At 66.9% G+C, this 20,198-nt stretch carries 1 protein-coding gene (running past one end of the window); it reads left to right on the top strand.

Features of this window, described 5'->3' with window-relative positions; genetic code table 11:
- Nucleotides 1-20,198, top strand: the final stretch of a protein-coding gene (locus NFR41_RS04205) for a hypothetical protein (protein WP_251230833.1). It extends 52,264 nt beyond the left edge of the window; only the last 20,198 of its 72,462 coding nucleotides appear in the window; its start codon lies beyond the left edge, outside the window; it ends in the stop codon at nucleotides 20,196-20,198.

Below are 20,198 nucleotides of genomic sequence, written 5' to 3'. Positions count from 1 at the left end.
CCGAGCAGGCCGACGGCTCCTTCGCCGTGGCCAGCGACGCCCAGTGGACCCGCGACGAGACGTGGGCTACCAACTGGAACGCCTACGACATCGACCCGGTGGCCAATCCGCTGGTCAACGACGACCTGGGCCTGTCCCGCGAGGTGACCTCCGCCGCCGACGGCAGCTTCAGCTTCGACAACCTGCCCGCCTACCAGCGCACGGTTGCCGAGGACGGCACGCAGACCATCACCCTGTACGGCTACCGCCTGCGCGTGGTGGACTACCGCTTCTGGGACAAGTTCCTGGGCGTGGCCAAGTACCAGGAGGGCAACGACTACAAGGTGGATTCCGACGTGGTGGCCGCCACCGGCTACCTCATGGAGGACGGTCAGTACGACGTACTGCTCAACGTCATCACCAACGAGAGCCCGGTGACCAACCACCTAGTGGCTCTGGGCAGCAAGAACGAGAACCAGAACGACGTCGACCTGTACGGTCTGGGCGACGGTTCGGGCAAGCACGGCTTCACGCCGCCGGCTTCCGCCAAGACCGCCGAGACCCTGACCTACGACCTTGGCCTGGGCGCCAACCGCGCCAGCAACGACGCCGGCGTGCGCATGCCCCCGAAGGCTCAGATTGCCGGCCGCCTGTTCAACGACGCCACCTACGACGGCCTTGACCGCGCCACCGACGCCGAGAACGCTACGGTGACGCTGGATCCGGGCTACAACAACAAGATGGTGCTGTTGCGCCAGTGGTACTGGGTGCCCAGCGAGTCCGGCGACGGCACCGGCCAGTGGCGCCTGAACGAGAGCTTCGGCAACGAGCTGTACACCCGCGCCTTCGCCAACACCGACGCGGTGAACGCTCCCGATGCCCTGGTCATCGGCACCACGAACGACACCTACTACGACGCCAACCTGCATGGTGTGTGGACCACCACCGCCAGCCTTGAGCAGGACGGCATGACCGTGGACGGCTACTACTGCTTCAACAACCTGCCCACCCGCTACGTGATGGCCCACACCACCGGCTCCGAGGCCGACGGCGTGGTGACGCCTTCCACCATGGGCAAGGAGTACCTGGCCGGCTACACCCTGGAAGTGCTCGGCCAGGGCGCGGCGGCTACGGGCGGCGCGGCGGCCCTGCCGGACGAGAAATCCATGAACGGCATGCCCGCCACGCGCCTGCAGGTGAACGCCGACGGCAAGATGACCAGCACCTACGACGTGGACACCGATGCGGTGAACTCCAAGGTTGACGTGGCCTGGGGCCAGGCCGACCACTCGGTCTACCAGGACGGCAACTACCCGCTGCGCTGGAACGACTTCACCACCCAGGTGACCCTGGCCGGCGCCGACGGTGCGGAGGGCTTCACGAAGGCCACGCTGGACGGCCGCATCGTGCTGGCCGCCCAGGCCCAGACCGAGTCCGATCCCACCGGTGCCACCCACCCGTCCAACCGCGTGCAGGCCAAGGGCCATGCCACGGCCGACAGCGAAGAGGCCACGGTGGCTGTGGACTTCGACTTCTCCGCGGCCAACGACGAGCTGCGCATGAACGCCGGCTTCGGCCTGTTCGGCACCACCGACATCAGCGGTCGCGTGTGGGAGGACAAGAACTACAACGGCGTGTTCGACGTCACCGAGACCGGCTTGGCCGGCAAGAGCCTGACGCTGACCCAGTGGTACTACGTGAGCGGCCGTGACAACGAGCAGGGCGCCTTCGTGGCCGATGGCACCCAGCTGATGGCTTCCACGAAGATCAGCAAGGTGCGCGACGCTTCCGGCACCGTGGTGGGCGCCTGGGTGCAGGTGCCTGCTCGCGACGATGCCGCCAAGACCGGCTTTGCCCCCATCACCGCCGCCACCGCCGAGACCGACGCAGCGGCGGGCACCGTGGCCGGCGACTACCGCTTCGAGGGCCTGCCCAGCTTCGTGTACGTGGAGCAGGGCCAGGGCGCGGGCGCCCAGGTGTACCAGCCTGGCGACAAGCCCGACACTACGCCGCTGGAGAACCAGGACGCTGTGACCACCGACCGCCTGTACCTGGTCAGCTACCGTCTGGTGCTCTCCGAGATCGCGCCTGACTTCAGCCTGACCGTGGCGCATGTGGGCATCAACGTGGACAGCTCGGTGGAGGCCGGCACGACCGGTATCACCTACAGCACCACGGTGAACGCCGACGGTACCCACACCACCACGTCGAACCGCACCGAGACCGTGGCCACCCGCCCCGGCTCCGCGGCGGGCCAGACCGGCGTGACTAACGGCAGCAATCGCGAGGACATCGACTCCGACGCGGTGCGCGTGCCCGAGAACCCCTCCGGCCCCGGCACCATCATCGACACCGACGACGCCACCTGGACCGAGCGCCCGGGCTCCATCGTCCTCCGCGAGGAGTTCTTCGACGGCGTTGCCTCGGCATGGCGCACGGACAGCTTCGTGCTGACCAGCAACCACGCCGTGGCTGGCGACGGCCATCGCTACCAGCAGACCTACGGCCAGGGCGCTTCGGGCATCGTGGACTACGACGTGCCCAACCCCATGGGCACCCAGCGCGGCGGCAACGCCGGCCTGTTCCGCGCCCCCACCGCCTCCATCGAGGGTGTGGTGTGGGACGACGCCACCCTGGGCCACAGCGACCCGAAGACCTACGACGGCCTGCGCGACGAGACCGAGGCGGGCATCGCTGACCAGCTGATCTACATCACCCAGTGGTACTACGACCCGATCCACACCAACCCGGAGGACAACAACAGCCACTGGTTCCAGAACAAGAAGTTCGGTTCCGACCGCTACACGTCGAACCGCGACTCCGCTGCCCGCGCCGCCGGCGACCCGGTGGTCCCGCTGGCCGCGAACGGCAACACCGGCCTGCCGCTGGAGTATCACGAGGATTACGCCGACAACGGTGCCCTGGTGACCACCACCGGCGCCATCCAGTACGACGTTGACGGCACCACCGTGCTGGACAACAGCCAGCTGGGCCGCTACCGCATCGACAACCTGCCCACGGTGTACGTGAGCGAGTTCGACATGCCCTACCTGGCGGCGTACCGTCTTGAGCTGGCCGATGTGAACCACACCGAGGACGTGGACGGCTTCGACAACGAATGGCTGCTCACCCGCTACCACGTGGCGGGCGACGACAACGCTGCCCTGCAGGCCAACCGCGGCAAGGACTCCGACGTCTACGACGTGTACGACCAGGCCGAGCGCGGCGTGGCCGGCGGCATCATGATCAAGGGCAGCTACTACAACAACGCGGCTCCCGCCGCTGGCACCATGCAGACCCGCGCCAACGACGGCCAGGTCATCCTGGCCAGCATCACCAACCTGAGCGGCGCCAACGCGGCGGCGGCCCAGGGCAGCAGCCGCGCCATCGTGGCCGTGGAGGCCGGCAGCGCCATGGACTCCACCGACGAGGTCATCTACGACTGGACCGCGGCCGACGCCGCCGTGTTCGCCGGCGGAGACGTGGGCGAGCTGCAGGGCGCGCTGCAGTCCATCACCGGCAAGCTGTGGTTCGACGACGACACCGACGGCGTGGACGTGGCCGACGAGGACAACGGCATCCAGGATTGGGTGGATGCCGACGGCGACGGTCTGAACGACGACCCCACTGCCGACGAGAAACCGGCCGTGGGCATGGACGTCACCCTGGAGCGCTACTTCTACGTGAGCGGCTCGGGCCAGACCACGTGGCTGCGCGACGACGAGTGGGCCGCCAACGCCGATACCCTGGCCGGCGGCGCCGAGAAGTCCCAGTGGGCCACCGAGGCCGAGTGGGCCGCCTACGACGCCAACCCCACCGTGGGCCTGGCGTGGAACGACGCGGCCGGCGCTTACGAGCAGGGTCCGGCCATGGTGGACCGCACCGTGAAGACCGACGAGCGTGGCCAGTACACCTTCGCCGGCCTGAAGAGCCAGGAGGTGGTGAAGGGCGTCGACGAGAACGGCGACGAGAAGCGCTTCATCGTCATCTACGCCTACAAGGCTCGCGTGACCAACCTGGATTGGTGGAACCGCTACTACGGCACCGCCAAGCTGAAGCAGGGCGACGACCGGATGGTCGACTCCGATCTGGTCTACGACAACGGCTACCTGATGGCCGACGACGAGTACGACGTACTGCTCCGTCCGAAGTCTGGCGCCGACCAGCCGCCTTCGAACTGCTGGAGCGCGCCCAGCCCGAACAACCCGAACAACGACGCGGCGAACGGCGCCGACGGCTCGCTGCCCACTTACGACTTGGCCCTCGGCCTGTCGCCTTCGGGCAACGACGGCGGCCTGCGCGCGCCGAAGCTGCAGAAGATCAGCGGCGTGCTGTGGCATGACGCCGACTACGACGGCATCCAGGACATGGGCGAGATGGGCCTGGCCGGCAAGCGCGTGGTGCTCAAGCAGTGGTACTTCGACGACGAAGCGGGCATCTGGAAGCAGAACACGCTGTTCGGCACCGCGGCCGACGCCTACACCCATGCCACCCACACCATGGCTGCCGACGGCACCATTACCCCGCTCACGGTGGCCAACTCCACGGTGAAGCCCACCGAGGGCAATCTGGCCGACCCGGCCACCGCCGGCGTGCAGATCGCCGGGTCCGTGTCCGACGGCCAGGGCGGCATCTGGGTGCACACCAACGACGGCGTGGCCGACGTGCCGGGCCTGTCCGACATCAACAGCTACAAGGAGCGCGGCCGCTACATCTTCACGAACCTGCCCACCCGTTACGCCAGCCCGCTGGTTCCGGGTACCGACGGCCAGCCGGCCCAGCCCGGCAAGGAGTACCTGGCCGGCTACACGGTGGAGGTGTACGGCGGCAACGACGCCGACGCCATGCAGGGCATGCCCACCACGCTGTACCAGCAGAAGTCCCCGGCCAGCGACGCCCTGAACTCCCAGGCGCTCACGGCCCAGAAGACGCTGTACGCCGGCACCGGTGCCCAGGTGTCCGCTTCCGCCATCGCCGGCGGCACGGCCCTGGCGCCCTACACCGACAACAACTATCCGATCCGCTGGAACGAGGCGACGGTGCAGGCCGAGTACCAGGCCTCCATCCCGTTCGGCTCGGCCACCTACACGAAGTACAACGCCCATAACTTCGTGATCCTGGCCGGCGACGTGGTGTCCAACAGCGACAACCGCTACGTGGCCAAGGTGGACAACGCCAACGTGTACCTGCAGGGCACCCCCGGCTTCGACGGCGAGGACGCCAACTTCCTGGCCCAGTTCGACTGGACCCGCGGCCGCGACGAGGGCCATCTGGACGGCGGCTTCGGCCAGTTCGGCACCAGCGCCATCGCCGGCCTGCTGTTCCAGGACAAGGACGTCAACGGCTGGTACGACCCTGCCGACCCGTCCACGGCCACCCAGCAGGAGCTCGACGACGCGGACGTGCCGCTGACCGGCCGCCGCCTGCAGGTGGAGCAGTGGTTCTTCGTGCCCGACGTGCAGAATGCCGACGGCACCTACGTGACCAACCCGCTGCTGGCCTCGTTGCGCGCCGCCGGCTACGTGGAAACCGCCGACATCAACACCACCGAGATCGACACCTTCACCGACGGTGCGGGCGAGCGCGGCGGCGTGTGGGTGAAGTCCAAGAGCTTCACCTACTTCGACGACCTGACCGACCCGAGCAACACCAAGACGGGTACGGAAACCTTCGTGTCGGCTCCGAATGCCGATGTGAACTACCTGTTCACCGAGCTGCCCACCTTCGTGTACGTGGACACCATCGTGCCCGACGGCCAGACCACGGCCGTGCTGCGCGACGTGCAGCCCTACTTCGGCGACGGCAACCAGCACGTGCTCACCAGCGCCACCGAGGCGGCCCAGGTGACCAGCGACGTGCTGTTCATGGCCAGCTACCGCATCACCGTGGACGATGTGGAGCCCGACTACGCCATCGCCTTCCCGCATTACGGCGCCAACGTGGATCTCGCTGACGCGCCCAGCGACGCCAGCGACGACCCGACCACGCACAACCGCGACACCGACTCCGACGCCGTGCGCGGTTCGGGCAACTACGTGAACGTGGCCGAGGAGATGAAGGGCGAAGGCCCCGACGGCACCGACCGCATGGACGGCTACATCATCCTGTCGGCCGAGACGCCGGATACCCACGGCACCACCGCCGCCGGCCAGTACCAGATCGACGACATCATGAACGGCGCCACCGGTGCGGTCTTCTACAACGGCAAGTACTACGACGTGCCGCGTCCGGCCACCATGGCCCAGGACGGCGTGTTCAAGGTGGAAGTGGAGCAGGCCGACGGCACGAAGACCACCGTGGTCGCCCAGCGCGGCGGCGACGTGGGCCTGGTGCCCGTGAAGAAGGCCACCATCACCGGTCGCGTGTGGGAGGACAACAACTACGACGGCCTGCAGGCCACCAAGCTCGACGACGAGGGCAACACGGTTCTGGACGAGGAGGCCGAGCCCGGCATTCCCGACCAGGCGGTGAACATCACCCAGTGGTACTGGACGCCCTTCGACGCCGACGATCCGAACTACGACTCGTCCAACCCCGAGGCTGGCGAGTGGCGCCAGAACCTGAACTTCGGCACCGACCGCTACACCACCGACCTGACCGGCACCAACCCGGCCATCCCGGGCGGCGTGGCGCTGGGAGACGGCATTGTGCAGGTGAAGACAAGCGCCGGCACCCTGGGTGCCGACGGCGTCACCCTTGAGGGTGCGGGCGTCTACACCTTCGACGAGCTGTCCGCCGTGGCCGTCATCCAGGCCAGCGTGGATTCCACCGGCAAGATCGTGGCCGATCCCAACGGCGACCGCGACTCCTACTTCCTGGCGGCCTATCGCGTGCAGCTGGTGAAGACCAACGACACCGAATCCGACGACGTGGACGGCACGCAGCGCACCGACCACTGGCTGCTGACCCGTTACCAGACCGGCCACGACGACGCCGATGAGGCCGAGGCCAACAAGGCACTGAACTCCGACGTGGTCGACGAGCTGGCCTTCGCCACCGGCGGCACCACCGCCGGCCGCAACACGCTGGCCATCGTGGCCCAGAACCCCGACGCCACCCAGGCCGACGGCAGCGGTTCCAAGAGCTCGCACCGCCAGCTGGAGGGCCAGATCGTGCTGGCCCAGATGATCGCCGCCGACGCCGCCACCAATTCCGGCGTGCGCGTGATCGGCGCCGGCAACACCTTCGACGCCTCCGACAGCATTCGCTACGACTGGATGGCCATCGAGGGCGAGGTGGCAGGCGCCGGCCGCGTGGACTTCTACGGCGGCGACATCGGCGAGATCAAGCCGACGCTGCAGACCGTAAGCGGTATTCTGTGGAACGACGAGGACAACGACGGCGTGCGCGATGCCGGCGAGCCGCTGCGCGGTGGCGTGAAGGTGTCGCTGGAGCGCTACTACTCCGTGCTCGACGACGCCAACGCTACTTGGACGTGGGATAGCGCCTGGGCCGACAATCCGGCGGGCTACCGCGACGGCTACACCTCCGCCACCAACTCCACTGTGCCCGGCGTGGGCACCGTGGCCGGCGGCGTCATCACCGACAACGAGTGGGCCAACACTGTGACCGGGGCCGCGGGCGATCCCGACGAGGGCGTCTACACCTTCGAGGGCCTGCGCAGCCACGATACGCGCTACTTCGACGCCGCGGGCAACGAGGTGGCCGCCGGTACGGCTGGCGCTACGGCCAAGCTGGTGGTCTACGGCTACAAGGTGCGCGTGACCGACGAGGCCTTCCGCAGCCGCAACCTGGTGACCTCCACCCTGAAGACCACGCTGAACGGCACCACCTACACCACCGATTCGGACCTGGTGCACGACAGCGGCTACCTGATGGGCGAGAACGAGTACACGGTGCTGGTGAACGTGTTCGACGATGCGGACTACGTGAGCGATACCACCGACGACATATATAAGGTAAGCCAGCCGAGCAACGTCCATGGCGGTCTGTACGGCTACAACCCGAACCAGAACGACGCCGACATCTACGGCCGCATGCCGGCTGCGGCCACGGATGCTTCCGTGGACGCCAACGCGGTGGCCAACCCGAACCGCGGCGTGACCGACGTGGCGTGGGCCGGCGGCTCCGACCGCCCGGTGCGGGTGCTCTACGACCTGGCCAAGCCGGCGAACCGCGAGCACAACGACGGCGGCCTCATGGACATCGTGACCAAGCGCATCTCCGGTTACGTGTGGGCCGACGCCAACTACGACGGCCTGGTGGGCACCGACGAGGAGCGCCTGCCGCTGTACGGCGTGACCGACACGGTGAGCTTCTCCATCGACGGCCGTTCTTACAGCGAGCGCGGCCTGGTGGGCAAGACCGTTACGCTGAAGCAGTGGTACTTCGTGCCCGGCGCCGACGCGGCTACCGAGGGCACCTGGCACCAGCTGGCCGACGTGGCCGGCACCGAGGAGAACCCGGGCAAGGCCTACACCCTTACCTTCGACACCGTGGCCGCCGCCACGGCGGTGGGGTCTGGCCGCGACCATGCGGACGGCTACTACGAGTTCAACGACCTGCCGGTGTACGTGGCCGTGGACGGCGTCGAGTACCTGGCCGGCTACACAGTGGAGGTCAAGGGCGGAACCGGCGCCGACGCCGTGAACTTCCCGGTGACCAAGGCCGAGCAGCCGCTGGCCACCGACGGCGCCTCCTACAACTCCGAGGCCCAGGCCATCGGCACCACCCTGGCGTCGGCCGACGCCTCGAAGGTGACCGTGGCCAACACGGCCGCCGACGGTCGCCTGCACGACGCGACCAACTACCCGCTGGCGTGGAAGGCCTCCACGGGCCAGGCCCAGGCCGCTGCCGGCGCGGGCCAGGTGGCCGGCACCAACCAGTCCGCCAGTACCCTGGACAACTTCATCGTGCTGGCCGGCAACAAGGTGGACGATACCTTGGGCGACACCCAGCCGACCACTCAGGGCACCTACGAGCGCGCCTTCACCCGCAACGGCGCCTCCGTGGCCTTCGACCTGACCTCCGGCCGCGACGAGGACGAGCTGTCCGCCGGCTTCGGCTACTTCGGCACCGCCACGGTGAGCGGCCAGGTGTGGACCGACGGCAACTTCGACGGCTTGGTGGGAACCTCCGCCGACGACAAGCCGGTGGCCAACCAGACCGTGAATCTGACCCAGTGGTACTACCTGGCCGGCACGGCTTCGGCCGACGGCGCCACCTTCAATGCCGCTGCGATTACCCGCGACGGCGTCGAGCTGCGGGCTGCCACTACCTACACCGCTGCTGACGACACCTTCGAACTGGTGAAGGACGCCGCCGGCAACGTGGTGGGTGCGTGGATCCAGAACCCGGCCTTCGGCGAGAAGACCTACGAGGCCGACGGCGAGACCCTGGCCAAGGACGCCCAGGGTCGTCAGCTCTACACCGGCACCAAGGTGACCGCCACCGACGCCGGCGGCGAGTACTCCTTCGGCGAGCTGCTGCCCTTCGTGCAGTTCTCTAAGGGCGACGGCGAGCCGCTGTCGGCGTCCGATGCCGCCGGCAAGGCGACGGACGACTCCGAGGGCTTCGCCGCCAACGACGCGCTGGCCCTGGCCGCCTACCGGGTGACGCTGCCCCAGCTGCCCGAGGGCATGGTGCTGACCGTGTACCACAGCTCCGACGCCGCCAACACCGGCATGAACGACTCCGACGCCAAGCGCGACGTGAACCGCACGAACGCGGCGAACGGTCAGCTGGTCACCGGTTACCCGCAGTTCACGGGCACCGGCGAGCAGCCCGACGGCGCTCTGGCCCAGGACAGCGGCTTCATCGTGGTGGCCAACAGCTCCACGGCCGCTACCGCGGTGTACGCCGACTCCAAGGCTTCCGTTGATTACGACGTGGCCTACCAGGTTGACCGCACCAACGTGAACACCGGCCTGTACCGCGTGCCCGCCTCCACCATCACCGGCTGGGTGTGGGACGACAGCGCCAAGGACAACAACGTGGCCCCCGACGGCATCCGCGACACCGGCCTTGCCACCGACGAGGACGGCAACCTGCGCCAGGCCGAGCCCGGCATTGCCGACCAGGTGGTCATTACCACCCAGTGGTACTTCGTGCCCAACACCGCCGCCTACGCGTCGGCCTTCGCCCAGATTTCCAGCAAGGTCTTTGCCGACAACCCGGGCAACGCCAACGCCGGCACGGTGGAATGGGTGCTGGCCGACGGCTCCACCACCACGGTGAAGCCTGGCAGCATGGCCGACGTCCAGGGTGCCTGGGTGCAGAACTCCACCTTCGGCAGCGACTGGCTGTCCACGGCCAAGAACCTGATGCTGGGCCAGCCGAGCAATGCCCTGGCCGTGGTGACCGGCTCCGTGGCTCCCGACGATCGCGTCCGCGTGCCCCAGGTGAGCGGCGGCGTGTCCGTGACCGACGCGGCGGGCCGCGCAAGCGCCGTAGCCGTGGTGACCGAGAAGGCCGCCACCCGAGCCGACGGTACGGCGGACGAGACCAACATGGGCCGCTACGTCTTCGACAATCTGCCCACCGCGGTGGTCCGCACTAACGAGGCCACCGGCGAGGACCAGTACTTCCTGGCGGCCTACCGCGTGGAGCTTAAGGACGTGAAGCACACGAAGAACCTGCGCGACGGCAGCGACGACCCGTGGCATCTGACCCCAGCCCATGCCGGCACCGGCACCTACAAGGGCAAGGACGCCTGGACCGTTGACTCCGACACCGACGTGGATGCCAAGGGCACCGGCTCAATCAAGGATGCCTACACCGTGGAGACCCGCTACAGCAACGCGGTGAGCCCGCTGCGCGCCAACAAGGGCCAGGTCATCCTGGCCGGCACCACGGCACCCGACGGTGCTCCCGTCACGCCGCTGGCTCAGAGCACCTCTTCGGTGCCTGCAGGCAGCGCCATGGACAGCACTGCTGCTGCCACCTACCACTGGACCAATCCGCAGGCTGCGGCCGGCGGTGACGTGGGCGAGGTGAAGCCGGCCTACGGCATCATCAGCGGCTACGTGTGGTCCGATAACAAGTACAAGGACGGCGCCTACAATACCCTGGGCGGCGACTATGTTGACGACGACGGCAACCCGCAGGAATATGATCCTGAGCAGGGTTACTACACCGACCCCAACACCTCTACGGTGGCCAAGACCGTGTATCTGCGCCAGTGGTACTTCGACCCCGAGGCCGTGAATGCTGCGGGCACGAAGGGCGATTGGCTGCCCACGGTCAAGGGTGGCTACTCTAGCGTGGATGACGCCTCCACGGGCACCTATAGCTACTCGCGTACCGCTACCGTGGGCAAGAACGCTGCGGTGGCCTCCGGCACCGCCCACGAGGACGGCTACTTCGAGTTCACCAACCTGCCGGTGCGCGTCATCGTGGACGGCAAGGAGTACCTGGCCGGCTACACCACCATGGTGGTGGGCGACGCTATCAGCCTCACCACTTTCGAAGAGGTGCATACCACCCAGGATGACACGCGCTTCGATCCCGAGATTGACGCTTGGAACTCCAAGGCCCGCGGTATTGTGTCCAACGCCAGCGACGCCAAGCTGGTGAACCGCTACGGCGCCGGCAACTTCCCGCTGTACCGCTCCAGTCATGTGGCGGCTGACGGAACGCTGACCGACCACATCGAGACCGGGGCCGACGGCAAGGACGTGGCCATCCCGCTGTCCAACTCCGACGGCAAGACCCACGCCATCGACGGCGTAATCGTGCTGGCCGGCTCCACCACTGTGGACGCCACGGGCAACAAGCCGGCGGCGGGCAGCTACAACGTGGGCACCGACGCCTTCCACCGCGCGGTCGAGTTCAACCTGACCTACGCGAAGAACGAAACCCATATGAACGGCGGCATTATCGAGCCTCCGTCGGCACCTATCGTCGGCCTGATCTGGGAGGACGCCGACTACGACGGCATCCGCTCCGACACCGAGGAAGGCATTGCCGGCGTGGAGATCCAGGTGATCCCCTACTACTACACCAAGGTGGGCGCCTACGCCGACGGCACCGACAAGTGGAGCTGGGTGCGCGCCGTGGAGTACGAGGCTCAGCTTGAGGACCTGGGCCTGAACAAGTGCTACACCATGGACGGCACCGACGGCACCATCAAGGGCCGCTACGTGACCGCCAACATGCCCACGAAGTTCCGCTTCGACGCCGACGGCAACTTCGTGCCGGCCACCGACGACAGGGAAGGTGAGGACTACCTGGCCGGTTACCGTATCGTAGTGACGAAGATGCCCGTGAAAGACGGCGTGACCGCCACGCTGACCCGCAATCATGCGGCTGGTACCGACCACTCGCTCTTGGGCGTGGAGTCCGATCTGTTCCGTAGCGCCGATGGTGCCACGACGAACTTCGTGATGAAGAACCGCGACTTCGTGTCCGTGATCGGCCCGGACGGCAACCCGACCGAGGCTGTGAAGGACGGCGGCATGGTCATCGTGGCCCACAGCGTGACCGGCACCGTGGCCGAGGAATACCGCAAGGAGTACTTCGGCAACAAGGGCAACTCCATCGTCTACGACATCTCCACCAACGTGCCGCAGCGCAACGGCGGCGACGCGGGCCTGGTGTTCATCCCCTACACCTCCATCGAAGGCGACGTGTGGGACGACACCTACCAGGCCGAAGCCGGCGACGTGCTGAGCCTGGCAGCGAAGGCCCGTGCCTACAACGGCATCCGCGACACCTGGCTGGATGCCGACGGCAACGAGCAGACCGAGCCCGGCCTGGCTGATCGCACCATGATGATCACCCAGTGGAAGTACACCCCCGCCGGTGCAAACGGCGACAGCGGAACCTGGGAGCAGGTAAAGGGCTTCGGCACCAAGACCACCCTGACCGCCGACGGCACCAAGGGCACCGAGCTTGGCCACTATGCCTTCAACCGTCTGCCCTCCGCGGTGATCAGCAACACCAAGAACACCTACGACGTGGTGCGCGAGATCGACACCTACGAGCGCCAGGCCGACGGCTCGCTGGTGATGAAGGACACGCTGGGCAACACCGGGTCCCAGCAGTTCTGGAGCGACAAGTACTGGCTGACCAGCTACCAGGTGGAGATCAGCGGCTTCGACGCCACCACCACCGATGGCGATAACGACAAGGGTGTACTTGACGGCCTGTGGATGCTCACCCGCTACCACGAGGGCACCGGCAAGGACAAGGAGTCCGCCGACTCCGACGTCCGCACCGACGAGCGCATCGGCGTGGCCGGCGGCCGTCCGCTGCGCGACCAGGATACCCTGGCCGGTCAGGACGGCGTGCGCGCCGGTTCGCCCGATGCCGCCGTGGGCTCCACCGGCACCGGCGCCCGCATCGTGGTGGCAAGCGTTGGCGACAACGACGCCGGCGATACCAAGACGAACCTGAAGTACAAGAGCGACTACGTGAACGTGGCTGCCAGCCAGCTGCTCTACAACGAGGCCACGGGCGCGGCGGCTACGGGCACGGTGGGCTACGACTGGCTGACCGTTCCCTTCTCCGTGTCCACCACGGGCACCGGCGAGGACGCGGTGACCACCAAGACCAAGACCCCGCTGGCCGGCGGCAACGTGGGCTTGGTGCATCCGGGCACCCAGTCCATCGAGGGCATCCTGTGGTACGACGAGGACAACGACGGCGTCCAGGATGCCGACGAAGAGGGCCTCAACAGCTACCGGGTGGACATCGAGCGCTACTTCTACAACGAGAAGAAGGGCGCCTGGGAGCGCATGGCCGACTGGCGCTACCTGGAGAGCGAGGCCAGCCTGGCATCCGGCACCGCAACCCACAAGCAGAACCTCTCCGAGGTGCCGGGCGGCAGCGACTACGACTACTGGCGCACCGGCGGTAACTTGGGCATGCCCAGCGAGCTTGATCTGAAGTGCGGTCAGACCCTGGGAGCCACGGGCACCATGCAGGACGGCTACTACCGTTTCGCCGACCTGGACACCATGGGTCTTGTGTATCTGGATGCGGCCGGCAACATCGACCCGGCTGGAACCCAGACCAAGGTGGTTTACGGCTACAAGGTGAAGGTGACCGACCGCCGGGTGGTGAGCGGCCAGCTGCTGAAGTCGAAGTTGAACGTGAAGGGTGAGGACCTGGACTACACCACTGATTCGGACCTGCAGCGCAACAGCTACCTGACCGCGGCCAACGAGTACATCGTGTTGCTGGAGCAGGTAGACGTGAACGGCATGACGCCCGACGGCAAGGTGGCTAACGTGTCCAACATCGCCTGGGCGCCGGCTTCCAACAACGCCGACCAGACCGCTACGCTGACCGATCCCATGACCAGCGCCGCGCATCCGGGTCTGGTGGCCTACGATTACATGGCCAGCGACGACCGCGCTCACAACGACGGCGGCCTTATCCGCCTGCCGAAGTTCAGCATTTCCGGCTACGTGTGGGCCGACGAGGATTACGACGGTCTGTTCGAGTGGTATCCGCAGGATCGCCTGGACGACAACGGCGCGGTCGTGGAGACCAACTACGTGGAGGCTGGCTACAACGGCAAGCGCGTGTACCTGAAGAAGTGGTACTACGATCCCGAGGCCGTGAACGAAGACGGCACGAAGGGCGCGTGGCTGGCCTGGGAGAACACCGCCGACGCCATTCGCGAGAACGGCCCGGCCGCCCAGAACATGCTGACCGGCACCAACCCGGCCCAGGTGTACGGCACCGCCCAGGACGAGGACGGCAACGACTACGACCAGACCTACGACGTGGACGGCTACTACGAGTTCACGCAGCTGCCCACGGCCTACGCCAAGGTGGACGCCGCTGGCAACTACACCTACTACCTGGCCGGCTACACCGTGGAGCTGAACGGCGCCAACAGCGCCGACGGCATGGTGTCGCTGCTGGTGACCAGCCATCAGTGGGCCACCACCGCCAAGGATGCCGTGAACTCCAAGGCCCAGCCCATGCTGACCGAGGAAGGCCAGCAGAACGGCTGGGAGGACTACACCGCCGGCAACTATCCCATCCAGTGGGATGAGGAGAACCTGCAGACCGGTTCCGGCCGTCACGTGAACAACAAGCCCGCGGGCTACCCGCGCGACGGTGTGTCCAAGAACATCATGGACGGCAAGATCGTGCTGGCTGGCATCGCCGACAACGACACCTACGAGAACCAGAAGCTGACGGCCACCCGCGGCACGGGCGCGAGCCAGGTGAAGCTGAACTTCGACTTCGCCTTCGGCCAGAAGCAGACGGCCATGAACGCCGGCTTCGCCCCGCCGGACCACACCAACCTCACCGGCAAGGTGTGGCTGGACGAGGACTTCGACGGCCTGTTCACCGACGATAACCCCATCGACGATGTAACGGTGGTGCTGACCCAGTTCTACTTCGTGCCCAACCTGGACACCTCGGGTACGCACCAGCTCTACGAGGACCTGGAAGGCAACCTGTTCTACTGGGAGACCGACGAGGATACCGGCGAGAGCAGCTTGCGTCTCGAGAAGGCTGCGCCTACCACCAGCGTGCTGGCCGGCAACGACGGCACCGTGTACTATGTCCGCGCCGACCGTGTGTACAGCTACGAGAAGCTGCTTGAGCTGGGCACGCTGCCGAAGCTTTCCGAGAGCGGCACCTGGGTTGAGAACACCAACCTGGTGGGCAACGGCGAGACGGTGGTCATGGGCGTCAACGGTCACGGTCAGGACGTCGTGCTGGATGCCGACGGCAACCCGATGTACGGCGTGGACGTGAAGCTGGACGACAACGGCGTTCCCGTCGACGAGCTGGAGCGCGTGCAGCTCAACGCCGACGGCACCATCCGCACCCATACCCTGGGCGCCCACCAAATCGTGGTGAAGACCGACGAGGGCGGCGACTACAACTTCTACGACCTACCCAGCTACGTGCTGGTGGACAGCGCCGTGACCGACCCGGCTCATCCCGGTGCCGACATCTCCAAGGTCTACCAGCCGCGCACCGACTACAACAAGGTGTTCGCCGGCTACCAGACCGACGAGAACGGCGAGTTCGTCCTGGACGAGAACGGTCACAAGATCCCGCTGTACACCAACGGCTTCGCCAGCTGGAAGACCGACGAGAACGGCGAGTACGTGCTGGACGAGGAAGGCAACAAGATTCCCGTCTACGACGACGAGGTGTCCTTCGGCACTGCCAACCACTACCTGGTGGGCTACGCCGTGCGCGTCATCAACCCGGACGGCAAGTACATGGCGTCGCGTTACCACGTGGATGCGCCGGAAGGCTCTATCGACTCCGACCTGCACAGCTTCGATGCCAACATGTCCGGCAAGTACAACGAGGACGGCACGATGGAAGAGACCTACGCCGTCGTGGCTCAGCAGTCTAAGTCGGGCGAGAAGTTCGCCAACGACTCCTACGAGGTTGAGTACAAGGGCATCGTCTACGACCTGGCCAACCGCTTGTACCTGAAGCACGCCGGCAACGCGGGCCTGATCCTGCAGCACCCGGTGTACCTGAGCGGTCGCGTGTGGGACGACGTGGACGCCGATGGTCTGCAGGGCGACGAGGAATCCGAGCCCGGTATCAAGGGCGCGCTGGTGCGCCTGACCCGCTACTGGTACGACACCACCGGCATCGGCAGTCTGGAATCGGCGCCCAGCGACGCATGGGATGACATCCCGTCGGTGGACGACACCGAGCTGTCGCAGGAGGTGCTGGACTTCATCATCAACATGGACGAGGACGATCCCGAGGCCATGATCGCCTGGATCAACGCCGTGGCCGAGGGCGACGACGGCGACGAGGGCGAAGGCGACGCCGGCACCACACCCGGCACGCCCGGCTCTGGCGAGGGCGAGGGCTCCGAAGGCGGCGACGCTGAGGGCGGCGAGGGCACCGACCCGACCGACCCCGACGCGCCCGAAACCCCCGAGGCTCCCAAGCCCGAGGGCAAGCCGCTGCGCACCTACGAGGAGCTGAAGGCCTTCGAACGGGCGCACTACTTCTTCATCTACGGTTACGGCGAGCTGCTGGACAAGCCGGACGGCAGCGGCCAGATCGTCATCGAGCATCCGGGCAACGAGGCCGTTGAGAACGCGCTGATCACCATGATGTTCCGCCTGGCCGAGGGCAACGACTTCGACGAGGACGAGAAGAACGTGTGGCGTCGCGACTGGAGCTTCAGCCAGAGCGACGTGGCCGTGCTGGCCGAGGAAGGCGGCATGGGCGGCGGCGGCCTGACGAGCGTTCCCAGCCAGGCCGAGCTGGACGCGCTGGTGGGCGGCGAAGTGCCGCTGGTCAGCGTGCGCCAGGATGCCGACGGCACGGTGAACATTCCCGGCAGCGTGTTCAACTACACGGTGTACAACGGCGACTGGGCCTTCCTGGCCAGCGGCACGGGCCTGCATCAGGTGAAGGGCTCCGGCGCCTCGTTCAAGGTGCTCTACGGCTACCGGGTGGAAATCATCAGCTACCCGGACGAGGATGTGTACGAGCCGACGGTGCAGAACGTGGGCGAGGACGACCATATCAACTCGAACTACGATATGGCCACCGACTCGCTGCGGCCCAACGACTTCGACGTGACGCTGAGCCACACCACCGAGGAGATGGGCGACCTGATCATCCTGACCACGCTGGCCCAACCCGACGAGGGCATGAGCACCGCCGGTCCCTACGAGGAATACAAGAACATGGAAGTGGCCGACGAGCTGCTGGAGGGTTCGGGCATCCTGGACGACCTGATGCACAACAACGGCGTCATCTCCGGCGGCGCCTCCACCGTGGCTGCGAAGGTGGCCGCGGCGGCGGACAGCGAGCGTCCGGTGGCTACGGCCGCGGCCGGCGTGGCCCTGTTCGCCGCGGTACGCACCGCGGTTGCAGCGGCGGCCGGCAACCCCATGCCCGCCTTCGGCACCTCGGTGAGCACCTTTGCCGAGGGCGACGGCGCTGGCGAGGGCTCCGGCGAGGGCGAGGGCGGCACCGAGCCTGCCGAGCCCGTGGAGCCCGGCACCCAGAACGTGGCGGACATGACCGAGGCCGAGAAAGTGGCTGAGGCCGAGGCTCTGGGCGTTACCGTGGACAGCTTGGCTGCGGCCTCCATGGCGCAGCTGCAGGCCATCGCCCATGACAGCGCCGACCCGGTGCAGGTGCGCCTGTCGCAGCTGATCTTCGGCAACCACACCGGCGACGACGTGGACGGCAAGCCGCAGTTCGACGGTAACGGCTCTACGGCTCTGGCCGCCGCCTACGCCGCGCGCTACGAGTACCTGCAGGGCGAGCTGGACAAGATCGGCACCACGCCGGTTCAGGATATGACCGACAACCAGAAGGTGGCCGAGGCCGAGGCCCTGGGCTACAGCTTGGCCGCCATCGCCGGCATGAGCAAGGAAGAGCTGCTGACGCTCACCCACGACAGCGCCGAGCCCGTGAAGGCCCGCATGAGCCAGCTCATCTACGGCAACTACACCGGCGACGACGCCAACGGCAAGCCGCTCTACGACGGAAACGGCTCGGCCACGCTGAAGGCGGCCGTGGAGAAGCGCCTGTCCGACCTGGGCATCTCCGATACCGACCCGTCCACTATGGCGGAGCAGGAGAAGCTGGCCGAGGCAGCGGCCCTGGGTCTTACGCCCGAGTGGATCAGCAGCGCCACCTACCAGCAGCTGATGGAGCTGTCGCCCGACAGCGACGACAAGGCCGCCCAGCGCAAGGCGCAGCTGATCTTCGGCAACGTGGTGGGCCGCAACGAGAACGGCGAGCCGGTTTACGACGGCACCGGTTCCACCACGCTGCGCAACGCCTACAACGAGCGCATCGACCAGATCATGAACCAGGTGGGCACCAATGGATACTCCGAGGTGAACTGGCACAACAGCCCGTACCACGACTTCGGCGTGGTGCGCATCGCCCGGGCGTCCATCAGCGGCTACATCTGGGAGGACACCAACCACGACGGCATCTGGGCCGCTGGCGAGCAGCAGATGTTCCCGAACCAGCCCATCACCTTGGAGCGCTACTGGTGGGGTGCTGGCGAGGACGGCACCATGGGCTGGATCCTGGACACCGGCTTCAAGGCCAACGCGGTCACCGACGGCGACGGCTACTGGCACTTCGACGACCTCGAGGTGGCCGGGCGCCGCAACATCGACGGCAAGCAGACCATGGTGCTGTACGGCTACCGGGTGTACGTGGACGACCTGCCGAAGAACTACGGCGTGACGCTCATGAACCAGGGCTCTGACGCCAACGCCGACAGCGATCTGGACGAGATGACCAAGATCCTGGATCCGGCCGATCCGCAGGGCGGCATGATCGTGCTGGCCGAGCCCTCGACCGAGCATGCTTACGCCGAGGCTACCGACAACGGCGTGTACCTGGTGGGCCCCGACGGCACCGCCTGGGTCATCCGCAGCGGCGTGGACTCCGAGCACAACGATACGGGTCTGGTGCCCTTCGCCCTGGCCTCCATCGGCGGCAAGGTGTTCATCGACCCCGAGAAGGACGGTCTGAAGGGCGACACCTGGGAGCCGGTGCCCGGTCATACGGTGTACCTGGAGCGCATGGTGCTGCCGGTGGCCGTGGACAGCGCCGCCAACCCGACGGGCAGCAACGTGCTGGGCGGCTTCGGCTTCAACGGTCGCGATTACGTGGCCACGTCGCTGAAGGAGCTGGGCGCTGCCGGCGTGGAGCCGCTGAGCGGCTGGCAGGCGGTGTCTTCCATGGAGACCGACGAGAACGGCGACTACCGCTTCGACGGCCTGCCCATGGTGGACGACCAGAACCGTCCCTACATCTACCGGGTGCGCACCACCATGCCGGACGGCTACGAGTGGGTGCCTATGAACGTGGGCGGCGAGCTGGTGGACGGCTGGCACGGCGACAACAGCAACGATGCCGACGACTCCGACATGTACCACACGGTTGGCGGCTCGGCTGCCGATGCCTCGTCGGCGTCCATGGCGGTGCTCGGCTACTTCCAGGCCGGTCGCACCGAGCCGAACGCCTACGGCCAGACCTACAACTTCCTGACCCCGTACAACTGGGTGCCCGAAGTGAGCAGGCCGGTGGACTTCGGTATGTACAAGACGCCCGATCCGGACGACCCGACCGGTCCCAAGCCGCTGCCGAAGCCCGGCCGCGACCCGCTGGACGAGATAACCGTCTGGCTGCCGCACCTGCCCATCACCGGCGACAACAGCTGCAACTGGCTGCTGGTGCTGGCCGCAGGCTCCCTCATTCTGCTGCTGGTGGCCCGCCGCCGCAGCAAGAAGGAGGAAGAGGAGCAGGCGCAGACCCAAGAGTAA

Source organism: Adlercreutzia aquisgranensis, from assembly GCF_943193145.1.
GTDB classification, from domain to species: Bacteria; Actinomycetota; Coriobacteriia; order Coriobacteriales; family Eggerthellaceae; genus Xiamenia; species Xiamenia aquisgranensis.
Note: the sequence above shows the minus strand (reverse complement) of the source record. Positions and strands in the feature narration are given on the sequence as shown.